Genomic DNA, 18694 nt, shown 5'->3' with positions numbered 1-18694 from the left:
AGAATTTCAAAAATCTTATGTCGGAGTATTTTTCTCCGCGTTTCGATTGCATAGTTTTTGGAATTTCTCGATTAGCTTGTTTTAATTTTTATTAAGCATAATCACCAGCTATCTCATCCTCGGCCATGCCAGGCGCTTCTGCTTGTAGGGTGATGTGATCGATTCTATGTTTCTCTAAGAGCATATTTTTTACGCTTTGTAAGATGCGTGGCCATGCCGTCAGATCATCAATTTCTAGATGCCCTATTAATGCAGGGTAACCGGGCGACATTTCCCATACATGCAAGTCATGTACCGACAGAACGCCTGCAATTGTTTCCAAGTCTTCACCGATTTGAATATAGTCGATATGGCGCGGGACGCCTTCCATCAAAAAATGATACGACTCACGCAGCACACTAAACGTTGATTTTAAAATCAATAGCGACACAAAAATCGATAACAGCGGATCAATTTGCATCCATCCTGTGTAGTAAATCACTGCACCAGACACGATCGCTGCAATTGATCCTAGCAAGTCGCCCATCACGTGGACTAGCGCCGCCTTGGTGTTGAGGTTTTCTTTGTCATGCGATAACACCCATGCAACGATGAGGTTAATCGCTAGGCCAATGCTGGCAACCAGGATGACGGTGCCGCCTTGCACTGCTTCGGGGTGAGACAGTCGTTGGGCTGCTTCAAAAGCAATCCATAAAACTACTGCCAACATGATTAAACCATTGACAAACGCGGCGAGCGCTTCTGCACGGCCAAAACCAAATGAATTTTTAGCTGTTGGCGGTCGTTTTGCAATCATTTGTGCCAGTAACGCTAGGCCTAATGCGGCTGCATCGGTCACCATGTGGCCAGCATCAGATATCAATGCTAGCGAGTTAGACCAAAATCCAAAACCAACTTCAACGCCGGCAAAGCCTAGTGTCAGCACCAGTGCCCAGGCTAGAATTTTTTGACTACGGTTTTCAAAAAAATGTCGATGTTCGGCATCACCATGACGGTGAGCGTGTAGATGTTCGCTGTTAGAGACGGCAATTTTTTCTGGCATGAGTGCTCGGAATTGTAAATAATATTGGTTAGTAAAGTCTTTCATCAGTGTAGCGGGATGCGGGCTTATTTGCTTAAAATCAGCGTAAATGACTGAATAACATTGCGCGCCGTGTTTCGCAAGCGCGGACAGCACCATAAAAATAAGTAAAAGATGTTTACGTTTTCGGCGCGGTTTGCTATAGTCTCGGCTCTTCGGGCGGTTAGTTCAGCTGGTTAGAATACTTGGTCGACATCCAAGGGGTCGCAGATTCGAATTCTGCACCGCCCACCAGATTTAATTATGCGGCACATAGTGTTGCAACATAGGTAAGAGCGAGAAAGGCATCATGGTTATGACACCGCGAACTACGATCACAGCAATTTGTGAGCGACGTTAGTCGAGGGTCTTTTTCGTTTGTAATTATTGAAAAAAACGCGGCTAGCCCGCGTTTTTTTTCGTCCGTATTTTCTGTAATTTCTTTTGAACGTTGTAAGTACTCGGCAAATATTGCTGACATGGAGACTTAAAATGGTTTCAGTTCGACTTCCCGATGGTTCGCAGCGTCAATTCGACTCACCAGTTACTGTGGCTCAAGTTGCCGCTAGTATTGGCGCAGGCTTAGCTAAAGCTGCTTTGGCTGGCAAAGTAGATGGTAGATTGGTAGATACTTCTTACCTGATCTCCTCTGATGCTGATTTGGCGATCGTGACTGACAAAGATGCTGATGGTCTTGATGTGATACGTCATTCAACTGCACATTTGCTGGCATACGCAGTGAAAGAGTTGTTTCCCGATGCGCAAGTCACTATTGGCCCTGTGATCGAAAATGGCTTTTATTATGACTTCTCTTATAAGCGCCCATTTACACCAGATGATATGGCCGCAATCGAAAAGAAAATGCAGGAGTTGGCGAAAAAAGATGAGCCAGTAACTCGCAAGGTATTGCAACGCGACGAGGCAGTGGCTTACTTCAAATCAATTGGTGAAGCGTATAAAGCAGAAATCATAGAATCGATTCCCGCCGACCAAGATGTATCACTTTACACAGAAGGTAACTTCACCGACTTGTGTCGTGGTCCGCACGTACCTTCTACCGGCAAGCTGAAAGTTTTTAAACTGATGAAGCTGGCTGGCGCCTACTGGCGTGGCGATTCTAAGAACGAGATGCTGCAACGTGTGTACGGAACTGCATTTGCAAAAAAAGAGGAGCAAGAGGCGTACTTGCATATGCTGGAAGAAGCTGAAAAGCGCGACCATCGTAAGCTAGGTAAATCATTAGATTTGTTCCACTTTCAAGACGAAGCGCCTGGTTTGGTTTTCTGGCATCCAAAAGGTTGGAGTATTTGGCAGCAAGTTGAGCAATATATGCGCAAGGTGTATCAAGACTGTGGCTACCAAGAAGTAAAGGCGCCGCAAATTCTGGATCGCACTTTGTGGGAGCGCACAGGGCATTGGGAGAATTACCGTGAAAATATGTTCTCCACAGAATCTGAAAACCGGAACTACGCATTAAAGCCGATGAACTGTCCTGGACATGTTCAGATATTTAACGCAAATATGCGCAGTTATCGTGAGCTGCCTTTGCGTTACGGCGAGTTTGGTCAGTGCCATCGCAACGAGCCTTCAGGTGCTCTGCATGGCATCATGCGAGTACGCGGCTTTACCCAAGATGACGGACATATTTTTTGTACTGAAGAGCAAATTTTGCCTGAAGTTGCGGCTTTCCATGCTCAGGCGATGAAGGTATATGCAGACTTCGGCTTTGAGCATATTTTCATCAAGATCGCTTTGCGTCCTGATAATCGTATTGGTTCTGATCAGGTTTGGGATACAGCCGAAGAAGCTTTACGTGCGGCTTTGCGTCAATGCGACGTCGCATGGGAAGAATTGCCGGGCGAGGGCGCATTTTATGGTCCTAAGATTGAGTATCACTTAAAAGATAGTTTGGGGCGCGCATGGCAAGTGGGCACTATGCAAGTAGATTTCTCGATGCCGGGTCGCTTGGATGCTGAATATGTGTCAGATGATAATTCCCGGAAAATCCCTGTGATGTTGCATCGGGCGATTGTTGGCTCGATGGAGCGTTTTATCGGTATTTTGATTGAAAATCACGCTGGCGCTATGCCTTTATGGCTGGCTCCGGTACAAATTGCAGTGTTAAATATCTCGGAATCCCAGGCGGAATATACCAAGTCTGTCGCAGAAAACCTGAAGAAACAAGGGTTTAGAGTGCACACGGATTTGCGTAATGAGAAAATAACCTATAAAATACGTGAGCATTCAATGCAGAAATTACCTTATATCATCGTGATCGGTGATAAAGAGCGGGATGCAAACACAGTGGCTGTGCGCACGCGTGGCAATCTGGATTTGGGAGTCATGTCCCAAGAAGCTTTTTTAGATCGTCTTAAAAATGACATCTTAATGAAGTCTTAATCAGGATTGTTGTGCGAAAGAGCACAGCCAAATTATTTAATTTTTGAAGGAAACTGCAATAGCTACTGACAAGTCACATCGCATCAACGGTGAAATTACGGCGCCAGAAGTGCGCTTATCTGGCGTTGAGAACGAGCCACTGGGCATCGTTAAACTAAGTGAAGCCTTTCGTTTTGCCGAAGAGGCTAATGTTGATTTAGTGGAGATTGCGCCTACTGCACAACCTCCAGTTTGCCGATTGATGGACTACGGCAAATTTAAGTATCAAGAGCAAAAGAAGGCGCATGAAGCCAAGTTAAAGCAAAAAGTCATTCTGGTGAAGGAAGTCAAATTCCGTCCTGGTACTGATGATGGTGATTACAACATCAAATTGCGTAATTTGACGAAATTTTTGGATGATGGAGATAAGACCAAAATCACCTTACGCTTCCGTGGTCGTGAGATGGCTCACCAAGAGATTGGTATGCGTATGCTGGAACGCCTAAAGCTGGATTTGGAACCGTATGGCCAAGTTGAGCAGTTTCCAAAGATGGAAGGTCGTCAGATGATTATGATTCTGGCGCCAAAGAAGAAGAAATAAGATTTGCGAAAATCGTTGATGGAAATCGGCGATTTTTGCGATGAGTATGGACTCGATTTCATGCTCCAACAAGTGAGAGTAGGCATCCAAGTGCATCGTAATCGTTGCCACCTACAATCATGTTAAAAAGGAACTGTCCTAAACAGACAGGTGTTTTATGCCTAAAATGAAAACAAAAAGCTCTGCCAAGAAGCGCTTTCGCGTGCGTCCGGGTGGAACTATTAAATGTGGTCACGCATTCAAACGTCATATTTTGACTAAGAAAACTACCAAGAATAAACGCCAATTGCGCGGTATCACGAACGTTAATGCAGCAGACGTAACATCAGTCATGCGCATGATGCCAACAGCTTAACCTCTACTCACTATTTAAGGAGTTACTATGCCTAGAGTAAAACGTGGGGTTACAGCTCGTGCCCGTCATAAGAAAGTTCTCGATTTAGCCAAGGGCTATCGTGGTCGCCGTAGCAAGGTATATCGTGTTGCTAAGCAAGCAGTTATGCGCGCTGGTCAATATGCATACCGTGATCGTCGTAACAAGAAGCGTGTATTCCGCGCTTTGTGGATTACGCGTATCAATGCTGCTAGTCGTCAACACGGTCTGACATACAGCGTGTTCATGAATGGTCTGAAAAAAGCTTCTATCGAACTGGACCGTAAGGTTTTGGCCGATATGGCAGTGACTGACAAGCCAGCATTTGCTGCGATTGTTAATCAAGTTAAGGCCAACCTGGTAGCGTAATTGTTAGGTGCGGTTTGCTCGCTAGTTTCTGGTTGAGCAATGCCGCAATATGAGCGGGGCAGAGGTTGAATCCTGTGCCCCGTTTTATTTTTAGTGTTCAATTTTCAACTTCCCTTTCGGGAATAACCGCATGAATCCCTTAGATCATCTCGTAACTCAAGCGCGCGCAGATTTTACTGCCGCCCAAGACGCTGCTGCACTGGAAAATGCCAAGGCACTTTATCTTGGAAAAACCGGACAGATTACTGAGCAAATGAAGAGTCTCGGCAAGCTAGCGCCAGATGAGCGCAAAGTACAAGGCGCGATTATCAATGCAGTAAAAGAACAAATTGAAAAGCTGCTCACAGATAGACGTGATGCCTTATCTAATGCACAAATGCAGAGTCGTTTGAATGCCGAGGCGATTGACGTTAGTTTGCCCGGGCGTGGCCGTGGTATGGGCGGTATTCATCCGGTGATGCGTACCTGGCACCGAGTTGAGGAAATTTTCCGCTCTATCGGTTTTGATGTGGCGGACGGTCCTGAGATCGAAAATGACTGGACTAATTTCACCGCATTGAACAGCCCGGAGAATCATCCTGCGCGCTCCATGCAAGATACTTTTTATATTGACGGTAATGACAACACTGGCAAGCCCTTGTTGCTGCGTACACATACCAGTCCAATGCAAGTGCGCTATGCACGTATGAATCAAGCGCCAATTAAAGTGATCGCTCCTGGTCGTACCTATCGCGTAGATAGTGATGCAACGCACTCGCCAATGTTTCATCAGGTCGAAGGTTTATGGATCGATGAAAACATCAGCTTTGCTGACTTAAAAGGCGTTTATCTGAATTTCGTCAAAGCTTTTTTCGAAACGGATGATTTGCAAGTGCGCTTTCGCCCTTCTTACTTCCCGTTTACTGAGCCATCTGCGGAGATCGATATTGCCTTCGGTAGTGGTCCATTAAAAGGTCGCTGGTTAGAAGTGTCTGGTTCCGGCCAGGTGCATCCAACTGTAATTAGAAATATGGGAATGGATCCAGAAAAATACATTGGTTTTGCTTTTGGTTCCGGCTTGGAACGCCTGGCAATGCTGCGCTATGGCATCAATGATTTGCGCTTATTTTATGAGGGAGATTTGCGCTTCCTGAAGCAGTTTAATTAAGTTGAAGTCGATGACGATCGTTTGATTTTTAACTTATATCTCCTCATCAAATTTCCTATGCGGTTTTGCAAAAAAATCGTATTAATGATTGAATATTTACACGGCTGAATTATGCAATTTTCTGAAAACTGGCTACGCACTATGGTTGATCCGAAGATGACTTCGGATGAGTTGTCACACTTACTCACGATGTCTGGATTGGAAGTAGAAGAAGTAGAAGCTGTCGCTCCGCCTTTTAGTAATGTAGTCGTGGCAGAAATTCGTGAGATTGCCAAGCATCCCGATGCTGATCGCCTCAATGTTTGTCAGGTTGATGTTGGCACTGGTACTCTACTGAATATCGTCTGCGGCGCACCGAATGTCCGTGTTGGTATGAAAGTACCGTGCGCAATGGCGGGCGCGGTATTGCCGCCGGGTGCCGATGGCAAACCGTTTGAGATCAAAGTTGGTAAATTGCGTGGTGTTGAATCGCAAGGCATGTTGTGCTCTGCCCGTGAATTAAAATTATCAGACGATCAGGGCGGTTTATTGGATTTGCCGATAGACGCACCGGTTGGACAAAATTTTCGGGATTACTATCAATTAAATGATCTTAAATTCACGATCAAGTTGACCCCGAATAAGGCAGACTGCCTGTCCATATTGGGTGTTGCGCGCGAGGTATCGGCATTAACTGGTACCGTATTAACGCTGCCTGAAATTCATCCAGTAGCAGTCACTCTGCAAGAAACCTTACCCGTTAAAGTATCTGCGCCTGATTTGTGTGGGCGTTTTAGTGGTCGGGTTATTCGCGGTGTTAACGCCAAAGCACCGACACCAGACTGGATGAAGCAGCGTCTTGAGCGCAGCGGTCAGCGGCCAATTACTGCCTTAGTCGATATTTCTAATTACGTGATGTTAGAACTTGGACGTCCAACCCATGTATTTGATTTGGATAAAATCCACGGTGGTCTGGATGTACGTTGGGGGAAAACGGGGGAGTCATTAAAACTATTGAATGGCAATACCGTTGCAGTAGATGAATGGATAGGCGTCATTGCAGATGACAAAGAGATTGAATCTTTGGCCGGAATCATGGGTGGTGACTCTACTGCCGTAACGCTCGACACGCAGAATATTTATCTGGAAGCAGCATTCTGGTGGCCGCAAGCGATACAGGGTAGGGCGCGCCGTTATAATTTTTCTACAGATGCGGCACATCGCTTTGAGCGCGGCGTGGACTACGCGACGACAGTCGAGCATATTGAACGCATTACTGCCTTGATCGTAGAAATTTGTGGTGGTAGCACGCAAGTCAAAGCCGGCCCGGTCACTGACCTGATCGTTAATTTACCAAAGCGCCCTGCGGTGCTTTTGCGTACAGCGCGTGCGGTTAAAGTGATTGGTGTTGCATTGAACGATGCGCAGATCGCCGATATATTTACCCGTTTGGGATTGGCGTTTACGCAGACCTCGGGTGAATTCCTAGTAACGCCACCATCCTATCGTTTTGATATTGAAATCGAAGAAGACTTGATTGAAGAAGTCGTCCGGGTTTATGGTTTTGAAAATATTCCTGCGTTACCTCCCATCGCAGCAAACGCGATGCGCATCGCACCAGAAAATCAGCGTTCTTTATTTACAGTCCGTCGTCAAATTGCAGACATGGATTACCAAGAAGTCGTCAACTATAGTTTTGTAGAAGAAGCTTGGGAAAAAGATTTTGTAGGTAATGATGCACCGATTAAATTACTTAATCCAATTGCCAGTCATATGAGCGCGATGCGCAGCAGTTTGATCGCTAGTTTGGTTGCTAATGCGCGCTACAATTTAAATCGCAAGATGAACCGTGTGCGCATTTTTGAAATTGGTGCGATCTATCTGCGCAATGCGGCCATTCCAGACGGTCCTCTGACGATTGCTGGCTATGATCAGCCGAAGCGTCTGTCCGCACTTGCATATGGTCCTGTAGTTGAAGAACAGTGGGGTCAGGCAACACGCAATGTCGATTTCTTTGATATTAAAGCGGACTTGGAAGCCTTGTTTGCACCTAAAACTTTGCGCTTTAGTAAAGTTGAACATCCAGCTTTGCACCCAGGGCGCTCTGCTAGTATTGAGTGTGATGGCAAAGTGGTGGGCATCGTTGGCGAGTTGCATCCACGTTTGCAGCAAAAATATGATTTACCTTTAGCACCAGTGGTTTTTGAGGTAGATACGCAAAGTTTGCAATCCATTACGCTACCGATTTATCAAGAAATTTCAAAATTTCAAGCGGTCACTCGTGATCTTGCTTTATTAGTAAAACAAACAATTTTTGCTCAAGATTTACTCGATGTTTTCTTTGCTGAGGCGAAGTCAAACGAAACATGTAAAATCTTGCAAGCCGTTGTTTTATTTGATGAATATCGTGGTCAGGGACTGGAGTCTGACGAGAAAAGTCTTGCATTCCGCTTTAGCTTGCAAGATACTCAAAGTACGCTGCAAGATGATAAAGTAGAAGCCGCAATGGCATCTTTACTGGCTGCAGCTGCAAGTAAATTCTCAGCAAGATTACGTTGAGATAACTCCGCCGCAATGTATCTGACAGTGCGTCTAAATAAATAAAAATTATCGCGATCTCATTTTGCATAGCTGCTTAAGATGATCGCTTTGACTTTCAGCAAGTAGGATTAAAAAAGAATGAATGAAGTAACTTCCGCCGAACTGCAATCAGTTCTTGATGCAGATTTGAACCGGGCGATGCGTGAAGCAAAAGCACGTTCACAAGCGGAAAGAGACTTACCTACCTTGACCAAAGCAGAGTTAGCAGAACTCTTGTTTGAACAAGTTGGTTTGAATAAACGTGAAGCCAAAGATATGGTGGAAACTTTTTTTGACGAGATTCGTGATGCGTTAGAAAGAGGCGAGGCGGTGAAGTTATCTGGCTTTGGTAATTTTCAATTGCGAGATAAGCCCCAACGTCCTGGCCGTAACCCAAAAACTGGTGAAGAAATTCCTATTACCGCGCGTCGTGTTGTGACATTCCATGCTAGCCAAAAACTTAAGGGAATGGTCGACGCTGCAGGTAGTCAACCCCTTGCACATGCAGCCTGAATTCCTTTATGAGCGAAATCAAGATCGATGCTTTTGTGTTGCCGCCGATACCAGCGAAACGCTATTTTACTATCGGTGAAGTCAGTGAATTATGTGGTGTCAAACCACATGTATTACGTTATTGGGAGCAAGAGTTCACTCAATTAAAACCGGTAAAACGACGTGGCAATCGCCGTTATTACCAGCATCACGAAGTCTTGTTGATACGCCGTATCCGCGAACTTTTATATGAGCAGGGTTTTACGATCAATGGCGCAAGAAATAAATTGAATTTGCATGCAGCGATCAAAGATGAGCTGAATGAAATGGAAGTAGTAATCCCGGTTAATTTATTACAGATTCGCGAAGAACTGCATGCAGTGCTCAATTTGTTAAAGCGCTGATTTGATGCTGGTGTTAGTGTTGATACATCGAATACCTTAGCGCAACTCTGAAAGCCAGTGACGATAGAAATCTTAAAATTTCTATCGTCACTGGCTTTAGTTTTATATGGCATGCTTGTTCCGACTTAACGGGATGTGTGATGCAAAGAGAGATGTTTGGTTTGATTAGATGCATCCAATATTAACTGTATTTAACCCAGATTTTCCATTGGAACAACGCCAGGTAGTTCGCCAAAGGTGCAATTGTCGCTGTAGCACTCGCACTCAAATCGCGGTGGTGTTATCCCTCTGAAGACCGCATGCCGTCTGCGTTTTTTGCGAAGTAGTAGCGGTCTAATGGAAAATCTGGGTTTAATATACTCCCCATTATATTTTCTTAAATTGGCTTATTGTCCAGTTAATATATGGACAGTTAAAATATACTATGATGAGTATATTCTCCTGCAAAGAATGACGCACCATAAAAATATATTCAATGTACGCAGAATTGTTGTGGCAATGCTTGATCTACTGTTTCAAATAGATAGCTCTGACCCATCTCCTTGTTGAACCTAAGTGGAGCCAGGCAGTGCTAATGCTCATTTAAAAATGCTAGGAATAATTCATGAACTTCCCTCAATCTCATTTAATCAATAAATCACGTTTATTTCTGACCGTTAGTGCTCTGCTTTGCGGCGTGCTCAACCCCGTTATCGCACAAACTAACGTAGTTGATTCCGGCTTAGACACCGTTATCAAAGGTGTTTGGCGTTCTGACGAAAATCGCGCGCGAGATCAATATCGCCACCCAAAACAGACCTTGGAATTTTTTGGTGTTCAAGCTAATGCGACGGTGATCGAAATTACTCCGGGCGGATCAGCTTGGTATGGCGAGATACTGGCACCTTTTTTAAAAGAGAAGGGCCATTACATTGCCGCCAATATTGACGGCACTAAAGTGTCTGCTAGCAGCGCTGCGTATCAGACCAGAACAGCAGACGCACAAAATAAAAAATTTCTTGCAGATCCTGAGCGCTACAGCAAAGCAAGGACAATTAATTTTGATCCAGCCGCACCGCAATTTGGACCGGCAAACTCAGCTGACTACGTGCTGACCTTTAGAAACGTGCATAACTGGGTCGGGGATCACACAGAAGTCCTTACCTTCAAGGCGATGTTTGACGTGCTTAAACCGGGCGGTGTGTTAGGTGTGGTTGATCATCGCGCGGCTGCTGGTAAAACTTTAGATGCAAAATTAATTGATACCGGTTATTTACCCGAGGAGTATGTCATCGCATTAGCCCAGCAAGCAGGATTTAAATTGGTGGGGAAGAGTGAGGTTAATGCTAATCCGAAAGATACAAAGGATTATGTTAAAGGTGTTTGGACATTGCCGCCAACCTACGCCGATAAAGAAAATAATCGTCAGAAATACAAAGAGATTGGTGAGAGCGACCGCTTTACTTTGCGTTTCGTTAAGCCGTAGAAAGCTTACTTAATGATGGTGTGATCGCGGATTGATTTGCTGATGTATTGGATGCTTGAAAATGAAAGCCCGATTGATGTCGGGCTTTTGTTCTTTAGAAACTTGGATTAGCTTGGCCAGGACAATTTATACGCCTGATTTAAAAAGAGACTGACCGATTATTTCCCAACAAATGTATCGGAATAACATTTGAGCGAAAAACAAAAGGGGTCGCATTTGCATGCGACCCCTTAATTATTTGGCTCCCCGACCTGGACTCGAACCAGGGACCTGCGGATTAACAGTCCGTCGCTCTACCAACTGAGCTATCAGGGAATAGAAGAAATGATGATCTTCGTTAAACTTTTTACTGCACTTGCAACATGCTAGGAATTCTGTGGCTCCCCGACCTGGACTCGAACCAGGGACCTGCGGATTAACAGTCCGTCGCTCTACCAACTGAGCTATCAGGGAACAGAGACAAAGATTATATGCGTCTTTGCCTGTTCTGTCAAAATTTTTCTACCCTGAAACGTCTATAAAACCTTAGCAATTGCGTCAATGACGACATCGATATTGCGCTTGTTTAAAGCTGCAACACAAATACGACCGGTATCGACAGCGTAGATAGAATTGTTATCACGCAGCTTTTCTACTTGCTCTTTCGTTAAGCCGGAGTAAGAAAACATGCCGCGTTGCTGGGTCACAAAGTCAAAGTTATGCGCTGGTGCTTTTGCTTTTAACTCTGCAACGAAGGCAGAGCGCATTTCGCGGATGCGTACGCGCATGCCTGCCAGTTCTTCTTCCCACAATTGGCGCAGTTCTGGTGTTGACAATACGGTCGCAACCACTTGGCCGCCGTGAGTTGGTGGATTGGAATAGTTAGTACGGATTACACGCTTTAATTGAGACATGATGCGCGCGGCTTCTTCTGCGCTGGAGGCGGCAATACTCAGTGCGCCAACGCGCTCGCCGTACAAAGAGAAGGATTTAGAGAATGAATTGGAGACAAACAGGGCGCATCCAGTTTCGGCAAAGCGGCGTACTACTTTGCCATCGGCTTCTATGCCATCGCCAAAACCTTGGTAAGCCATATCCAGGAAAGGCACCAGTTTGCGCTCGGTGACGACTGCGATGACTTCCGTCCATTGTGCATCGCTCAGATCGGCGCCAGTCGGATTGTGGCAGCAAGCATGCAGCAATACGATTGAACCCGCTGGCATGGCCTTCAGTGCCTCCAGCATGCCTGCAAAGTTCACACCTTTAGTCACTGCGTCGTAATAAGGGTAGGAATTGACCACAAAGCCAGCAGATTCAAACAAGGCGCGATGGTTTTCCCAGCTTGGATCACTGATCCATACTTGCGAATTCGGTGCGAAGCGTTTTAAAAAGTCGGCACCCAATTTCAATGCACCAGTGCCACCAATTGCTTGCGCCGTGATGACACGCTTTTCTACAACAACGGCACTGTCTGCACCGAACACTAATTCTTGTACTGCTTTATCATAAGCAGCTAAACCTTCGATCGGTAAGTAAGTGCGTGGCGCGAATTTTTCCATCAAAATAGCTTCGGCTTTTTTGACGCATTCCAACAATGGCACTTTGCCATTATCATCGTAATAAACGCCGACACCAAGATTGACTTTAGCGGGATTTTTATCCGCGTTAAAGCCCTCTGTGATGCCGAGGATAGGGTCGCGTGGTGCCATTTCTATGGCAGAGAACAGGGAGGCGGAGGCAGGTGCGTTCATCGTGATAATATGAAAAATTAGCTGTCAAATTTCTGACAGAAAGGTTGGAATAATGCCAATTGGTGACAATCTGGACATGCTTGAAATTTCAATCACCTCATTCTAACAAAGGTAAGTGCGTCATGCCTGTAGCATCGATAATTTCTGCTGAAAATAATAGCAATACCAATAATCCGCCGGAAGGCAAGTTCGTCACTTTTCCGGATTCTCAGTTCGAGCTATTTCAGCCTTTTCCTCCGGCGGGCGATCAACCGGCTGCGATTGCCAAGTTGCTGGAAGGGATTAATGACGGTTTGTTTTTCCAGACTTTGCTTGGGGTAACCGGTTCTGGCAAAACTTATACGATGGCAAATGTGATCGCGCAAAGCGGCCGGCCTGCGATTATTTTTGCACCTAACAAAACCCTGGCGGCGCAGTTGTACAGCGAGTTCCGCGAATTTTTTCCGCGTAATGCCGTGGAGTATTTCGTCAGCTACTACGATTATTATCAGCCGGAAGCGTATGTCCCACAGCGTGATTTATTTATCGAAAAAGATTCTGCGATCAACGAACATATTGAGCAAATGCGCTTGTCTTGTACCAAGTCACTGATGGAGCGGCGCGACGTGATTATCGTCGCGACCGTCTCTGCGATTTACGGTATCGGTAATCCTAGCGAATATCACAAGATGATTTTGATCTTGCGTGCGAAAGACAAAGTCAGCCAGCGGGATTTGATTGCGCGCCTGATTCAGATGCAATACACCAGGAATGAAATTGATTTCGGTCGCGGTACATTCCGGGTGCGTGGCGATACGATTGATATCTTCCCGGCAGAACATGCTGAACTAGCAGTACGGGTAGAAATGTTTGATGATGAGATCGAAAATCTCCAATTATTTGATCCGCTGACCGGCCGCGTAAAACAAAAAATTCCACGCTTTACTGTCTATCCCAGTTCGCATTATGTGACCCCGCGCGAGACCGTATTGCGCGCAGTAGAAACCATCAAAATCGAGCTACGTGAACGCTTAGAATTTTTCCGTAAAGAGAATAAGCTGATTGAAGAGCAGCGGATAGAACAACGCACACGTTTTGATTTAGAGATGATGTCCGAGATCGGTTTTACTAAAGGTATTGAAAACTATTCACGCCATTTAAGCGGTGCTAAAGCCGGAGATCCACCGCCGACACTGGTGGATTATTTACCCGCAGACGCGCTCATGTTTTTAGATGAGTCACATGTACTGACCGGACAGTTAAACGGCATGTATAACGGCGACAGAGCGCGAAAAACAAATCTGGTTGATTATGGTTTCCGGCTGCCGTCCGCGCTAGATAATCGTCCGCTCAAGTTTGCAGAATTTGAGAGCAAAATGCGGCAAACCATTTTTGTGTCAGCCACACCGGCAGAATATGAAAAGCAGCATGCCGATCAGGTTGTTGAGCAAGTAGTACGACCTACAGGCTTGGTCGATCCGCTGATTGAAGTGCGTCCGGCATTAACGCAAGTCGATGATCTGATGAACGAGATTACGATTCGTGTACAGAAAAATGAGCGTGTCTTGGTCACGACATTGACCAAGCGAATGTCCGAGCAATTGACCGATTTTTTGGCGGACAATGGCATCAAAGTACGTTATTTACACAGCGATATTGATACGGTAGAGCGGGTAGAAATTATCCGTGATCTACGTTTGGGTACCTTCGATGTGCTGGTCGGCATTAACCTTTTACGAGAAGGTCTGGATATTCCAGAAGTGTCTTTGGTGGCGATCTTGGATGCCGACAAGGAAGGCTTCCTGCGGTCGGAGCGTAGCCTGATTCAAACCATAGGCCGTGCTGCACGTAATTTAAACGGGATGGCAATTTTATACGGCGATAAAATTACTGAATCTATGCGTCGCGCCATTGATGAGACTGAACGTCGGCGCACTAAACAAGTTGCGTTTAATTTGGCGAATAACATCACGCCTATCGGCATTAAAAAACAGATTAAAGATTTAATTGATGGCGTCTACAGCCAACAAGAAGCCAAGCAAGAGCTAGAAGCTGCACAAGAGCATGCACGCTATGAAGTCATGAGTGAGAAGCAAATTAGCAGAGAAATAAAGCGCTTGGAAAAACTCATGCTCGATCACGCCAAAAATCTGGAGTTTGAAAAAGCGGCCCAGGTACGTGATCAATTAGCGCATCTGAAAGCGCAAGTATTCGGCGCGGGCGGCAGTGATAATGTGTTGTCGTTAGCGAATAAGTAGTAGTTGGAAATTTCCATTTTTTCATCGTCCAATAATAATGCGGCTCCCAAGGCAAAAAAGGCCTAGGAGCCGCATTTTTATTGGACGGTCAAAATCTGTATTTTATGTAAGGTTTCCGCTATTCCTTCGACTTAGCTAAATACGAGTTGCAATTGATATTAGCAAGGACGAAGGTGAAGCATGGTACAGGCGATAACATCATCTGCAATCATTGGCGGAAGTAGTGCCGCTAATCCGGGCAATGCCGCTTCGGCGCTTGCCAGTCTTCAGGCGCAGCTTGCCAGGTATCAGCAACAGCTATCTGATTGTGTAAATTGCGCGTCGTCCAAAACGATAGAAGGCAAAGTGCAAATTCAATCGGTGTCTAGCAAAATTAGTCAGGTCAGGGCGCGTATTGATCAGGTCAACAGCGTCAATGCAAGTCAGCAAACGCCTCTCCCCAAAACCAGTCGTTCTAAAGAAAATAATAGCATCACCAAGGATTTGACCATCGCTCCAGCAATAGAGAATCGCACGGTCACTCCGCCAAGCTTAAGCATTGCGAATCCCGTTATCGGCGGCAATATCAATACACTTGCATAGTCGCCAAAGCCCAACTGCGCTGTTTTGAGCAGAATAAAACTCCACCTAATACTATGCAGGAGTGTCAGCAATCTGCAACCCTGCATTGGTGGCATTGTTGAAGCCCCAGTAAACATTGTGAGCTCTTAAACGATACGCTATATTGCTGCTCAAACCCATTTCAAAGGAGAATGCAGTGAAGCCACAAACCCACAAACCAAGTAATGCTTTCATCGGGGCATCTTGGCTCGCGCTGCTGGTCGGTGCCATTACATTCATGGTCGGCTTATGGAATGCCAGCATGCAGTTGAATGAAAAAGGCTATTACTTCACCATCTTCATGTACGGCTTATTTTCTGCCGTGTCCTTGCAGAAATCCGTCCGCGACCGTATGGAGGACATTCCCGTTACTGGCATCTATTTTGGCTTATGCTGGGTATCCACCGGGCTAGCAATTTTGTTGTTGGCAGTTGGTTTATTTAATGCCACGCTAGCCGCTAGCGAGAAGGGTTTTTACGCGATGGCATTTTTGCTGAGTTTGTTTGCTGCAGTAGCAGTACAGAAGAATGTACGCGATCTTTCTATGCTAAAAGACGATGGTAGTTATCCAGAAAACTGATCTTGATTGACTAACATCAATAGCAAAACATACTGAAAAATTGAATTTTGATCGTCCAATCATTCTGCGGGCTCCAGGCTAAAAATGGTCTGGGAGCCTCAGAATGATTGGATCTTTAAATGTTGCGCTAGAAGCCTCTGCTGCATAGATTTGTTTACTGGCTTATGCGGTTATTTACCAGGTTTAAGCTGGCAATAATATTCTGCCTGGGTTGCGTCTGGCGATGCCAGTGAATGCAAAATCAACTTCAGGGTAGTGTCCGGAAACGATATCTGCAATCGCGCGACCTGATCCGGCACCCATTGTCCAACCCAAAGTGCCATGACCTGTGTTGAGGTAAAGATTGCTGTATTTGGTCTTGCCGATGTATGGCACATTGGATGGTGTCAACGGACGCAAACCAGTCCAGTAGGTTGGGTTCTCGTAGTCGCAGGCGTTCGGAAATAACTCGCGGGTGCGGCGGGTAATCGCTTCGCAACGAGCCGTATTTAAATCACGTCCATAGCCGTTGACCTCGCAAGTGCCGGCAACGCGCAAACGGTCACCCAGGCGTGACACAACTAATTTATAGCCGTCATCAGTCAGCGAAACCGTCGGTGCTTCGTCAGGATTGGTGATCTGGTAGGTAGCGGAATAGCCTTTGCCTGGATAAATCATCAGATTGACGCCCAAAGGCTTTAACAATGGCTGCGAGAAGCTGCCCATTGCCATTACAAAAGAATCCGCGCGCAAGACTTTATGGCGGCCTTCTGCATCAATGACTTCGACGCCGACAACTTTAGCCGATGAGCCGCTGCCCTCAGTCAGCAAGCGGGTGACGCTAGTATTGAATTGGAAATCGACACCTGCTTCGGCAGCTTTTTTGGCTAAGCCACTGGTAAATTTATAGACATCGCCGGACTCATCGGTCTCTGTGTAATCGCCGCCGACGATTTTGTCCCGGATACTGGCAAGTGCTGGCTCGATGCGTACGACTTCGTCTGCGCCGATTGAATCACGCTGACAACCGAGATCGCGCATCAATTTTGCGGCTGGTAAGGAGTCATCAAATTCTTTTTTATCGGTATAAAAATGCAAAATACCTTTGGTTAGACAGTCGTAGTCGATGCCTGTTTCAGCACGAACTGCTTGCAAGGTTTGACGGCTATATTCAGAAATCGCAACGATCTGGCGGATGTTATCTGCTGTGCGTCCAGGCGTACATTCGCGTAAAAAACTCATGCCCCAGAGCCATTGCAACCATTCTGCGCGTGGACGGAACAATAAAGGCGCGTCTTCTTTGCCTAACCATTTTAAGACTTTGAGTGGTGCTGAAGGATTCGCCCAAGGTTCGGCGTGAGAGACAGAGATCTGGCAGCCGTTGGCAAAACTGGTCTCTTGTGCCGCACCGGGTTGACGCTCGATCACAGTAACATCATGACCTTGCTTTTTGAGAAACCAGGCAGAAGAGGTGCCGATAATGCCAGAGCCGAGAACGATAACTTTCATGGGGAGAATCTCCTAGAGCGACAGTTTTGCGAGGAATTCGCGATAGCGAGATTGTAGAAAGTTATTGATTATTAATGCAATCAATCAGAGGGTAAATGTTTTTATTTTTAAAAGTAATTTTTTGAATTGTGTTTATAAAACAAAAATAATAGAAAATTATTTTTTATTTTGTAATTTTGACTTTAGTGATCTCTTGTGTCACTGCGCGGGTGATTACTTCTTCCATTGTCTTGTGTAAACCACCACGAATTTCGATTGCCAGGCTCTCGACGGCGGTTTGTAATACATCAGCGAGACTATCGCGTACACGATGCTCCAGCACAAAATCCACTCTTGATAACACCTGACGTAATACATTTTCTCTTAAGGTTTGCTCTAGCTTTTGCCAGTCTTCTTCGCTGAGTTGCATTGCTGTTGGTGCTGTGTTCGATACTGCGTCTGACCCAGTAATCTGGTTGACTGGCGCAGCTATCGTCGCAGTGCCAGAGGCGACTGCCGGGGAGAATTGCGTGCCGGGTTGAATAATTTCGGTAAGTACCGGAATACTGGCATCGATTTGATTGCTCATTTGACGTGATAACTTATGAAGGGCTGTGGGGAATAACTTAGCTTACTCTGCTGTACTTAATTACTTTACTTTTGCAGCGCCGTTAGGCGCATTGGCATTAGTGTGGGATAAAGTATGTCCTTGTTGCTGATAAAAGCGATAACGCTCCCGTCCTGCGGTGGTGGCGGCATCGTCCGTTGCGATGATTTCTATCATGCGTTCAAACTGATCAAAATGGCTGGGTGTAGTTGCCGTTAAGTTAATCAATAACTGATGATGCGGAAATATCGCTGTGTCGTCATCCGTCAAGATCACTGGTGTATGAGTCGCCAGTGCATCGTCCTGCATCACATGCGGTAAAAAGTCGATTTCTGAAAACGTCCATAGCGCACTATTCAGCGCATCTAATTGTGCCCGGTTGCTATCAAATACCACCACCTTACAATTTGCCGCTCTGGCCTTACGGATCAGGCGGCATGCGTAGTTGAGCTTATCGGGTACATTGCTATGGAAATCAATCCGCATCATTTTGATCTTTAAGTTTGTTTTTATTTTATTTTTAATTATTTTGAGACCTTTGCATGACAGCCTTAATCAGAGCCGTTTCAGCAAAGGTTGAATTTTTAAAAAATAAAATGATGCTTTTTTAGTGATTTTGTCTTC

General features: G+C 45.6%; 17 protein-coding genes and 3 tRNA genes. 13 read left to right on the top strand and 7 right to left on the bottom strand.

What is annotated here, in order from left to right:
- Nucleotides 1–91: 91 nt before the first annotated feature.
- Nucleotides 92–1042, bottom strand: coding sequence for a cation diffusion facilitator family transporter (locus tag AAKU61_RS16160; RefSeq protein ID WP_354333902.1), 951 nt, complete (start codon nucleotides 1040–1042; stop codon nucleotides 92–94).
- Between the two features lie 196 nt (nucleotides 1043–1238).
- Between AAKU61_RS16160 and AAKU61_RS16155 the strand changes: the two genes are divergently transcribed.
- The 10 genes from AAKU61_RS16155 to AAKU61_RS16110 all read left to right on the top strand — a co-directional run bounded on the left by AAKU61_RS16155 (nucleotide 1239) and on the right by AAKU61_RS16110 (nucleotide 10849).
- A tRNA-Val gene (locus AAKU61_RS16155) sits at nucleotides 1239–1315 on the top strand.
- A gap of 237 nt (nucleotides 1316–1552) precedes the next feature.
- Nucleotides 1553–3460, top strand: a complete 1908-nt coding sequence (thrS, locus tag AAKU61_RS16150) for a threonine--tRNA ligase (protein WP_354333900.1) — start codon at nucleotides 1553–1555, stop codon at nucleotides 3458–3460.
- A gap of 43 nt (nucleotides 3461–3503) precedes the next feature.
- Nucleotides 3504–4040, top strand: coding sequence for a translation initiation factor IF-3 (gene infC / locus AAKU61_RS16145; RefSeq protein ID WP_354333898.1), 537 nt, complete (start codon nucleotides 3504–3506; stop codon nucleotides 4038–4040).
- Nucleotides 4041–4197: 157 nt separating this feature from the next.
- On the top strand, nucleotides 4198–4395 hold the full coding sequence (rpmI, locus tag AAKU61_RS16140) for a 50S ribosomal protein L35 (RefSeq protein WP_322119413.1): 198 nt from the start codon (nucleotides 4198–4200) through the stop codon (nucleotides 4393–4395).
- A gap of 27 nt (nucleotides 4396–4422) precedes the next feature.
- Entirely contained in the window at nucleotides 4423–4782 is a 360-nt protein-coding gene (gene rplT / locus AAKU61_RS16135) for a 50S ribosomal protein L20 (protein ID WP_354333896.1), read from the top strand.
- Between the two features lie 130 nt (nucleotides 4783–4912).
- Entirely contained in the window at nucleotides 4913–5929 is a 1017-nt protein-coding gene (gene pheS / locus AAKU61_RS16130) for a phenylalanine--tRNA ligase subunit alpha (RefSeq protein WP_354333894.1), read from the top strand.
- Between the two features lie 111 nt (nucleotides 5930–6040).
- Nucleotides 6041–8467 (top strand): phenylalanine--tRNA ligase subunit beta, encoded by a 2427-nt coding sequence (gene pheT / locus AAKU61_RS16125; protein WP_354333892.1) that lies wholly within the window; start codon nucleotides 6041–6043, stop codon nucleotides 8465–8467.
- Between the two features lie 180 nt (nucleotides 8468–8647).
- Nucleotides 8648–9001, top strand: a complete 354-nt coding sequence (locus tag AAKU61_RS16120; protein WP_503012627.1) for an integration host factor subunit alpha — start codon at nucleotides 8648–8650, stop codon at nucleotides 8999–9001.
- An 8-nt stretch (nucleotides 9002–9009) separates the two neighbouring features.
- Nucleotides 9010–9384, top strand: coding sequence for a MerR family transcriptional regulator (locus tag AAKU61_RS16115; RefSeq protein WP_354333890.1), 375 nt, complete (start codon nucleotides 9010–9012; stop codon nucleotides 9382–9384).
- 604 nt (nucleotides 9385–9988) lie between these two features.
- Nucleotides 9989–10849, top strand: a complete 861-nt coding sequence (locus tag AAKU61_RS16110; protein ID WP_354333888.1) for a class I SAM-dependent methyltransferase — start codon at nucleotides 9989–9991, stop codon at nucleotides 10847–10849.
- A gap of 239 nt (nucleotides 10850–11088) precedes the next feature.
- Here AAKU61_RS16110 and AAKU61_RS16105 read toward each other — a convergent pair.
- From AAKU61_RS16105 to AAKU61_RS16095, 3 genes are all read right to left on the bottom strand, one after another.
- Nucleotides 11089–11164, bottom strand: a tRNA-Asn gene (locus tag AAKU61_RS16105).
- Nucleotides 11165–11226: 62 nt separating this feature from the next.
- Nucleotides 11227–11302, bottom strand: a tRNA-Asn gene (locus AAKU61_RS16100).
- Nucleotides 11303–11364: 62 nt separating this feature from the next.
- On the bottom strand, nucleotides 11365–12579 hold the full coding sequence (locus tag AAKU61_RS16095) for an amino acid aminotransferase (RefSeq protein ID WP_354333886.1): 1215 nt from the start codon (nucleotides 12577–12579) through the stop codon (nucleotides 11365–11367).
- Nucleotides 12580–12701: 122 nt separating this feature from the next.
- On the opposite strand from AAKU61_RS16095, the gene uvrB reads away from it, so the two are divergent.
- From uvrB to yiaA, 3 genes are all read left to right on the top strand, one after another.
- Complete coding sequence (uvrB, locus tag AAKU61_RS16090) at nucleotides 12702–14816, top strand: excinuclease ABC subunit UvrB (RefSeq protein ID WP_354333884.1); 2115 nt, start codon at nucleotides 12702–12704, stop codon at nucleotides 14814–14816.
- Between the two features lie 180 nt (nucleotides 14817–14996).
- Complete coding sequence (locus AAKU61_RS16085; RefSeq protein ID WP_354333882.1) at nucleotides 14997–15398, top strand: FlxA-like family protein; 402 nt, start codon at nucleotides 14997–14999, stop codon at nucleotides 15396–15398.
- 175 nt (nucleotides 15399–15573) lie between these two features.
- Complete coding sequence (gene yiaA / locus AAKU61_RS16080) at nucleotides 15574–15996, top strand: inner membrane protein YiaA (protein WP_354333880.1); 423 nt, start codon at nucleotides 15574–15576, stop codon at nucleotides 15994–15996.
- A 183-nt stretch (nucleotides 15997–16179) separates the two neighbouring features.
- Here yiaA and AAKU61_RS16075 read toward each other — a convergent pair whose 3' ends face one another.
- From AAKU61_RS16075 to AAKU61_RS16065, 3 genes are all read right to left on the bottom strand, one after another.
- Complete coding sequence (locus AAKU61_RS16075; protein WP_322119164.1) at nucleotides 16180–17484, bottom strand: D-amino acid dehydrogenase; 1305 nt, start codon at nucleotides 17482–17484, stop codon at nucleotides 16180–16182.
- 163 nt (nucleotides 17485–17647) lie between these two features.
- Nucleotides 17648–18052 carry a DUF2486 family protein gene (locus AAKU61_RS16070; protein WP_354333878.1) on the bottom strand — a complete coding sequence of 135 codons (405 nt, stop codon included), beginning with the start codon at nucleotides 18050–18052 and terminating at the stop codon, nucleotides 17648–17650.
- A 60-nt stretch (nucleotides 18053–18112) separates the two neighbouring features.
- Nucleotides 18113–18559 (bottom strand): DNA polymerase III subunit chi, encoded by a 447-nt coding sequence (locus AAKU61_RS16065; RefSeq protein WP_354333876.1) that lies wholly within the window; start codon nucleotides 18557–18559, stop codon nucleotides 18113–18115.
- Between the last annotated feature and the right edge of the window lie 135 nt (nucleotides 18560–18694).

Origin of the sequence: Undibacterium sp. GrIS 1.2 (assembly GCF_040544435.1) — a bacterium.
Lineage (GTDB): Bacteria > Pseudomonadota > Gammaproteobacteria > Burkholderiales > Burkholderiaceae_D > Undibacterium.
Note: the sequence above shows the minus strand (reverse complement) of the source record. Positions and strands in the feature narration are given on the sequence as shown.

Bases quoted from the DNA above. Each gene is read 5' to 3' on its own strand.
- AAKU61_RS16160 (WP_354333902.1), bottom strand. From the start codon at position 1,042: ATGCCAGAAAAAATTGCCGTCTCTAACAGCGAACATCTACACGCTCAC.
- thrS (WP_354333900.1), top strand. From the start codon at position 1,553: ATGGTTTCAGTTCGACTTCCCGATGGTTCGCAGCGTCAATTCGACTCA.
- rpmI (WP_322119413.1), top strand. From the start codon at position 4,198: ATGCCTAAAATGAAAACAAAAAGCTCTGCCAAGAAGCGCTTTCGCGTG.
- rplT (WP_354333896.1), top strand. From the start codon at position 4,423: ATGCCTAGAGTAAAACGTGGGGTTACAGCTCGTGCCCGTCATAAGAAA.
- pheS (WP_354333894.1), top strand. From the start codon at position 4,913: ATGAATCCCTTAGATCATCTCGTAACTCAAGCGCGCGCAGATTTTACT.
- pheT (WP_354333892.1), top strand. From the start codon at position 6,041: ATGCAATTTTCTGAAAACTGGCTACGCACTATGGTTGATCCGAAGATG.
- AAKU61_RS16120 (WP_503012627.1), top strand. From the start codon at position 8,648: ATGCGTGAAGCAAAAGCACGTTCACAAGCGGAAAGAGACTTACCTACC.
- AAKU61_RS16115 (WP_354333890.1), top strand. From the start codon at position 9,010: ATGAGCGAAATCAAGATCGATGCTTTTGTGTTGCCGCCGATACCAGCG.
- AAKU61_RS16110 (WP_354333888.1), top strand. From the start codon at position 9,989: ATGAACTTCCCTCAATCTCATTTAATCAATAAATCACGTTTATTTCTG.
- AAKU61_RS16095 (WP_354333886.1), bottom strand. From the start codon at position 12,579: ATGAACGCACCTGCCTCCGCCTCCCTGTTCTCTGCCATAGAAATGGCA.
- uvrB (WP_354333884.1), top strand. From the start codon at position 12,702: ATGCCTGTAGCATCGATAATTTCTGCTGAAAATAATAGCAATACCAAT.
- AAKU61_RS16085 (WP_354333882.1), top strand. From the start codon at position 14,997: ATGGTACAGGCGATAACATCATCTGCAATCATTGGCGGAAGTAGTGCC.
- AAKU61_RS16075 (WP_322119164.1), bottom strand. From the start codon at position 17,484: ATGAAAGTTATCGTTCTCGGCTCTGGCATTATCGGCACCTCTTCTGCC.
- AAKU61_RS16070 (WP_354333878.1), bottom strand. From the start codon at position 18,052: ATGAGCAATCAAATCGATGCCAGTATTCCGGTACTTACCGAAATTATT.
- AAKU61_RS16065 (WP_354333876.1), bottom strand. From the start codon at position 18,559: ATGATGCGGATTGATTTCCATAGCAATGTACCCGATAAGCTCAACTAC.